The sequence below is a fragment of the Pseudarthrobacter sulfonivorans genome (genome assembly GCF_024391045.1).
Lineage (GTDB): Bacteria > Actinomycetota > Actinomycetes > Actinomycetales > Micrococcaceae > Arthrobacter > Arthrobacter sulfonivorans_B.
Map to the genome: position 1 here is coordinate 47,022 of NZ_JANFCZ010000028.1, position 7,120 is coordinate 54,141.

A 7,120-nucleotide genomic window follows, 5' to 3' on the forward strand; every position below is an offset into this window, starting at 1 on the left:
CCCGGTTGTAGATTAGATGCATGAGCCTTGCGCAGGATATCAGCCGAGTTGTCGCGCCTTTCGAAGTCATCAGCGAATTCCAGCCCGCCGGTGACCAGCCCGCCGCCATTGCCGACCTGACGGAGCGGATCAGGAACGGCGAAAAGGACGTCGTACTGCTCGGTGCCACCGGTACCGGCAAGAGCGCCACCACGGCCTGGCTCATCGAACAGGTCCAGCGGCCCACCCTGGTGTTGGTCCAGAACAAGACCCTCGCAGCCCAGCTGGCCAACGAATTCCGGGAACTGCTGCCCAACAACGCTGTGGAGTACTTCGTCTCCTATTACGACTACTACCAGCCGGAAGCGTATGTGGCGCAGACGGACACCTTCATCGAGAAGGACTCCTCCATCAACGAGGAAGTCGAGCGGCTCCGCCACTCCGCCACCAATGCGCTGCTCACCCGCCGTGACGTCATTGTGGTGGCCACCGTGTCCTGCATCTACGGCCTGGGCACGCCGGAAGAGTACATCGCGGGAATGGTCACGCTCCGCAAGGGTGCCGAGATGAACCGCGACGATCTGCTCCGGAAATTCGTCTCCATGCAGTACGCCCGCAACGACATGGACTTCCACCGTGGAACCTTCCGGGTCCGCGGCGACACCGTGGAAATCATTCCGATGTACGAGGAACTGGCCATCCGGATCGAGTTCTTCGGCGATGAGATTGAGAACATCCACACCCTTCATCCGCTGACCGGCGAGGTCATCCGGGACGAAGAGGAAATGTACGTCTTCCCCGCCTCGCACTATGTGGCCGGCCCCGAGCGGATGGCCCGTGCCATCAAACGGATTGAGGACGAACTGGCGGAACGGCTCCAGGAGCTGGAGAGCCAGAACAAGCTGGTGGAAGCGCAGCGGCTCCGCATGCGCACCACCTATGACCTTGAAATGATGCAGCAGATGGGGTTCTGCAACGGCATCGAAAACTATTCGTCCCACATTGACGGGCGGGCCCGCGGAACCGCGCCGCACTGCCTGCTCGACTACTTCCCGGACGACTTCCTGCTGGTGATCGATGAATCGCATGTCACGGTGCCGCAGATCGGCGCCATGTACGAAGGCGACATGTCCCGCAAACGGAACCTGGTGGATTTTGGCTTCCGGCTGCCGTCGGCCATGGATAACCGTCCCCTCAAATGGGACGAATTCCTCGAACGCGTGGGCCAGACCGTCTACCTGTCCGCCACCCCGGGCAAGTACGAGCTCGGCAAGGCTGACGGTTTCGTCCAGCAAATCATCCGGCCCACCGGCCTGATCGACCCCGAGGTGGTGGTCAAGCCCACCAAGGGCCAGATCGATGACCTGCTCGGCGAGATCAAGACCCGGACCGCCAAGAACGAACGCGTCCTGGTCACCACACTGACCAAACGCATGGCAGAGGACCTCACCGACTACCTCCTGGGCCACGGCATCAAAGTGGAATACCTGCACTCCGACGTCGACACCCTCCGCCGGGTGGAACTGCTCCGCGAACTCAGGATGGGCGTTTTTGATGTCCTGGTGGGCATCAACCTGCTCCGTGAGGGCCTCGACCTCCCCGAGGTCTCGCTGGTGAGCATTTTGGACGCGGACAAGGAAGGATTCCTGCGGTCCTCCACCTCCCTGATCCAGACGATCGGCCGCGCCGCCCGCAACGTCTCGGGCCAGGTGCACATGTACGCGGACCGCATCACCGACTCCATGGCCCACGCCATCGATGAGACCAACCGGCGCCGTGCCATCCAGGTGGCGTACAACACGGAAAAGGGCATTGATCCGCAGCCGCTGCGGAAGAAGATCGCGGACATCACGGACCAGCTGGCCAAGGAAGATGCCGATACCCAGGAGCTGCTGAACAACAACCGCCTGGCCAAGGGTGCCAAGCGCGGGAAGTCAGCCGCCAAGGGCGCGGCGCAGGTCCGCAAGGACGGCCTCGCCGCCGCCCCGGCCGAAGACCTCGTGGGACTCATCGAGCAGCTGACCGAACAGATGCACGGCGCAGCCGCCGAACTGCAGTTCGAGGTGGCCGCGAGGATCCGCGACGAAGTCAGTGAGCTCAAAAAGGAACTCCGGCAGATGCAGGCCGCCGGCCACGCCTGAGTCCGGTTCCTTTCCGGCCGCGCGGTGGACTGTGTCCGCACGGCCCCGCGGCTGCGGTAGAGTTAACGCCACGTAGGGGAGTATCCCAAGCGCTACGATCGTCAACACGCCAGGCATAGTTGCCTGGCCGGGCGTAGCGGGTCGCCAATTCAGCACCAAGTGCACAGGCCGGCCGGAGAGACTTACACCGCTTCTGTGTACCCTGCGAAAGGCTCCCCGTGCCCGAGTTACCTGTGTGGTTTGAGGTCGGCTCCCTCGTCGTCCTCGGCCTGATCCTCCTGATTGACCTGTTGCTTGTTGTCAGGCGCCCCCACGAACCCTCCATGAAGGAAGCCGGACTGTGGGTGGCCTTCTATGTGACCCTGGCGCTGGTGTTTGCCGGCGCGATGTTTGCCTTCACGGGCCATGAGTTCGGCGGCCAGTTCGTTGCCGGCTGGGTCACCGAATACAGCCTCAGCATCGACAACCTGTTTGTCTTCATCATCATCATGGCCCGGTTCTCCGTACCCCGGAAATACCAGCAGGAAGTCCTGATGGTGGGCATCATCATTGCCCTGATCCTGCGCGGCATCTTCATCCTCCTCGGCGCCATCGTGATCGAGCAGTTCAGCTGGGTCTTCTACATCTTCGGTGCGTTCCTGCTCTGGACCGCCTGGAAGCAGGCCCAGGACGAAGGCGAGGACGAGGAAGACAAGGAAAACCCGCTCATCGCGCAGATCCGGAAGATCATCCCCATGTCGGAGAAATTCGACGAAGGAAAGCTCCGCACCGTGGTGGACGGCAAGAAGGTCTTCACCCCCATGCTGGTCGTGTTCATCACCATCGGCCTGACCGACCTTCTGTTCGCAGTGGACTCCATTCCCGCGATCTTCGGCCTTACGCAGAGCCCGTTCATTGTGTTCACCGCGAACCTGTTCGCGCTGATGGGCCTGCGCCAGCTGTACTTCCTCCTCGGCGGCCTGATGAACCGCCTAATCTACCTGAAGCACGCGCTGTCCGTCATCCTGGCGTTCATCGGTGTGAAGCTGGTCCTCCACGCCATGCATGTCAACGAACTGCCGTTCATCAACGGCGGCCGGCACATCGAATGGGCGCCGGAGATCCCGACGTTCGTCTCCCTGGCCGTTATCGTCGTCACGATCGTCGTAGCCGTAGTGGCCAGCCTTATGAGCTCCAAGGCAGGGACCACCCCCGTGGATGCCCGCCTTGAGGACGACGCACGGAAGAGCCTCAGCGAGTCAGAGTAGGCGGACACTCAGCCCGCACGTCCCGGCAGCCCCGGTCGTGGCGGTCCCTGCAGTCCCGGTCGCCCAGCGGCCGGGACTGCAGGCTTTAATCAGCTGCCGGCCGGGCGCACCATGCCCAGGAGGCGGCTGAAGATGGCCTCGCCGTCGTCGGAAATGCCGTCATGGTGGAACTCCGCCGTCTCCCAGACCTGGAGGCCGCGGACGGCGGCCGCGGTTGCCAGTGACAGGTCCCGGTCCACGTAAATATCGTCGCGGTAGACCGCCGCGGCCGTCGGCACGGTGTTGGCGGCCAGGCGCCGGCGATCATACAGCGGCTTCCAGTCCGGTTTGGCGGCGAGGAGATTGGCCACCTCCCGCAACGGTTCCAGCGCCGCGTCCTGATCGAAGTACCACGGGTACACCATCTCGCCGGTCAGCAGCAGGGGCGACGCGTCGGGGCGGAACTCCGGATGCTCGGCCAAAATGCGCCAAGCAGCCCAGTCGGTAGGCCGGCCCTGCCCGTAGATGGACTCGTGCATCAGGGCATACAGCGGATTGCTTCGGCGCGACACTATTCCCTGCACCTGCTCCAGGAACGTATCGGACAGCCGGGGTCCGCCCGGCGCGTCAATCAGGGCTCCCTCCAGGAGGTAGTGCAGGCCGTCCACGCGGGTGTTTCCGCCCAGGAAAGAACCCACCATCTGGAAGCGTTCCACGGTCAGCCTGCCGCCGTCGGGAAGGAACTCCTCGGTCTGGCGCAGGTGGGCGGCGATCCGCTCCACCGTGCCGCGGTCCTCCGGATACCAGCCGAAGTATTCGGTGTTGCGCGCGGCGACGCGCGCGAACGTGGCACGGTAGACGTCGTCGGCAGGCCCGTCCAGCGGCGCCAGGCCTCCGGTGATGAGGGCTTCCCGGACGCCCTCAGGGGCAAAGGAAAGGTACGTGAGCGCGCAGAATCCGCCGTAGCTTTGTCCGTAGATGCTCCAGGGTCCGGAGCCGAGTGCGGCACGGATGAGCTCCGCGTCGGCCACGATCGAGTCCGCGCGGAAGTGCTCCAGATAGGCGGCCTGCGCCTCGGACGTCCCCAGCGCCGGCAGCGTGTTCCGGTCCAGGGGCGAGGAAAGGCCGGTGCCGCGCTGGTCCAGCATGAGGATCCTGAACTCCCGGGCCGCCGCCTTGCTCCAGCCACCCAGTGAGGCCAGCCTGTTCCCGCGGCCGCCCGGTCCGCCCTGGAGATAGAGCAGCCAGGGAAGCTTCTCGGCCTCAGCGATGGTGTGGTCCGAGGAGACGTACTCCCGGGCAAAGACAGTGATGGTTTCCGCCGCGGGGGAACTGCCGCCCGACGCCGGCGCGAAGTGGTCCAGCGGCACGGTGAAGTAGTGTTCGGCGGTGCGCATGCCGCGGAATTCGTGGCGGGCCTTGACCATGTGGCGGACGGGAAGCGCGGTGCTGAGGGCTACGGCGGATGCGGGCTGTTCAGGCACGGGCGGCCGCCGGCGTGTTGGTGCCGAAGCTCTCCAGCGCTGCGCCGGTCAGCCGGAACGTGGACCAGCCGTCCATGGGACGGGCGCCCAGGCTCCGGTAGAAGTTGATGGACGGCTCGTTCCAGTCCAGGACGCTCCACTCAACGCGGGAGTAGCCGTTTTCGACGGCGGTCGCGGCCAGGTGCCGCAACAGCGCCTTGCCGTGGCCTTCGCCGCGGGCGTGCGGGCTGACGTACAGGTCCTCCAGGTAGATGCCGTGGGTGCCTTCCCAAGTGGAGTAGTTCAGGAACCAAAGCGCGAACCCCTGGACCTCACCGCCGGCGTTTTCAGCCATGGTGGCGAAGACCCGGGGGTTGTCGCCGAACAGGACCCCTGCCAGCATGTCAGGCGTGTTGCGGACTGCATTGGGTTCCTTCTCGTAGATGGCCAGGTCATGGATCATCTGCAGGATGGCGGGGACGTCTTGCCGGGTGGCGGGGCGGATTACACTCATGGGTTGAGTTTACAAGGGGTGGTGCGGCGACCTGGTTGCCGGTCGGCTAACGTGCCTGCTGCTGCCAGCGCAGGGGAGAAGTCCCGTAGCGGACGGGTGCCTTCGCATAGGCCAGCGGCACGCCGTCCGCGAGAATGGGCGGCCCCACGAAACGCAGGCTCCCATAGGGGCTGTCCATAACGCGGAAGTCCAGTCCGGGCAGGGGGCCATCCACGTCCCGGGCGTCCGGGAGCCGCATCAGTTCCTCAGCAGTTCGGGCCAGGGACAGTGTGGCCGTCCCGCCCTTGCCGCTGCTGAGCCGCTCGGCCAGCAAGGCAAGCGCTGCGGCTGCCATGCCGTATCCGGTGGCGTGATCCAGTGCCTGCACCGGGAGCGCGCCGGGAATCCACCCGTTGCCGTCAGATTTGCCATACCGTTCGGCAATCCCGCAGGCTGCCTGCACCAGGCTGTCGAAGCCGCGCCGGCCGTTCCAGGGGCCGCCGTCACCCCAGGCACTGAGGGTGACCACCACCAGGCCGGGCCGGGCCGCCATGAGCGAGTCAGCCCCCAGCCCGAACCGGTCGAGGCCACCGGCCCGGTAACCTGTCACCACCACGTCGGCGGATTCAGCAAGGCCCCTCACGGCATCCCATCCTGAAGGGCTCCTCAGGTCCGCCACTGCGCTGCGTTTGTCGAAACCCGAGTCAATGAACGCGTCGATCAGTTCCGGAAGGTCCGGCGGGTCGATGCGCAGGACATCCGCCCCGAGAGCTCCGAGGAGGCGTGTGGCGGTAGGCCCGGCGATGACGCGGGTCAGGTCCAATACCTTGAGGCCGGCCAAAGGACGCAGTGGATCCGGCGAGGGCTCCCAGAACGGGAGCGCCGCGTCGGGCTGGGGCTGCCGGGGCGGGGGATGCCCGGGAGGGCGGGAGATGCGGATCCACGGGCCCGCAGCTGCCGCCGCATGCATCGGCGTCGCGAGCCAATCACCGCGCCGGCGAACGGCAGCAGCTACCCCGTTGTGGGCTGAGATGGCTTCCTCCGCCTCGAGGGAGGTCATGCGCAGAAGTGCCTGATCCACGTCCGGTGGCGTGCCGGCGTCGAGCGCGGCCATCAGGCGGGCCGCGTGGTGCGGATAATTGGCATGCAGGCGGATCCAGCCGTCCGCGGTGGGTCGGAAGCCGGAGGACGGGGCAAAACCTTCCGCCTTCCTGCCGGCGATCCGCAGGTGCCCCAATGAATCGAAGGAAGCTGCCGTGGAACCAGCGGCCAAGCCATATCTCCCGGGAGAGTCCGTCAGCGCGTTCAGCGCTGTCGCCGCGGCCTGGACGGCGCCAAGGGCAAGGCCCTCAACATCCAGCGGGCCGTGCCACCACCGCCGCGGCCCCTCCCACGGCGCCACAGGCTCCGCCTTCAAAGCGGCCAGCACCCGGAGGCTGGCGGTCAGGTCAGGGACGGACCCCACGGCGCGGGCACCTACAGCCGGTTGACTTCGGTGACCCGGACCATCGCGGTTCCGGTTTCGTCCGACGCCGCCAGGTCCACCTCGGCCGAGATGCCCCAGTCATGGTTGCGTGCCGGATCGTCGAAGATCTGCCGGACCTTCCAAAGCCCTGGTTCCTCGGTGATGATCAGCAGCCCGGGGCCGCGGGCGTCCGGCCCGGTGCCGATGTCGTTGTGTTCGTCAAAGTAGTCGTCCAGGACGTCTTCCCACCGGTCGGCATCCCAGCCCGCTCCGGCGTCGAGCTCGCCCAGCGCGGCCGCATCCTCGTCGGCGAACAGTTCCACGCGGCGGAACATTTCGTTGCGCACCATGAC

Annotated in this window: 6 protein-coding genes; 2 read left to right on the forward strand and 4 right to left on the reverse strand. The window is 65.7% G+C overall.

Features of this window, described 5'->3' with window-relative positions; all coding sequences use genetic code 11:
• Positions 1-20 precede the first annotated feature (20 nt).
• Both uvrB and NQJ30_RS16220 read left to right on the forward strand, forming a co-directional pair.
• Positions 21-2,120, forward strand: a complete 2,100-nt coding sequence (uvrB, locus tag NQJ30_RS16215; RefSeq protein WP_255771142.1) for an excinuclease ABC subunit UvrB — start codon at positions 21-23, stop codon at positions 2,118-2,120.
• A gap of 218 nt (positions 2,121-2,338) precedes the next feature.
• Entirely contained in the window at positions 2,339-3,367 is a 1,029-nt protein-coding gene (locus NQJ30_RS16220; protein ID WP_255771143.1) for a TerC family protein, read from the forward strand.
• A gap of 89 nt (positions 3,368-3,456) precedes the next feature.
• Here the strand turns inward: NQJ30_RS16220 and NQJ30_RS16225 are convergent, their stop codons facing one another.
• The 4 genes from NQJ30_RS16225 to NQJ30_RS16240 all read right to left on the reverse strand — a co-directional run.
• The gene (locus NQJ30_RS16225) at positions 3,457-4,743 is read right to left on the reverse strand and encodes an alpha/beta fold hydrolase (RefSeq protein ID WP_255771150.1); all 1,287 of its coding nucleotides are present in this window, start codon (positions 4,741-4,743) and stop codon (positions 3,457-3,459) included.
• 79 nt (positions 4,744-4,822) lie between these two features.
• Positions 4,823-5,323 (reverse strand): GNAT family N-acetyltransferase, encoded by a 501-nt coding sequence (locus NQJ30_RS16230; protein WP_255771144.1) that lies wholly within the window; start codon positions 5,321-5,323, stop codon positions 4,823-4,825.
• 46 nt (positions 5,324-5,369) lie between these two features.
• A complete protein-coding gene (locus NQJ30_RS16235) occupies positions 5,370-6,767 on the reverse strand; it encodes a CoA transferase (RefSeq protein WP_255771145.1) in 1,398 nt (465 codons plus the stop codon).
• 11 nt (positions 6,768-6,778) lie between these two features.
• A partial coding sequence (locus tag NQJ30_RS16240; RefSeq protein WP_255771146.1) for a DUF3516 domain-containing protein occupies positions 6,779-7,120 on the reverse strand: 342 nt, incomplete at its 5' end.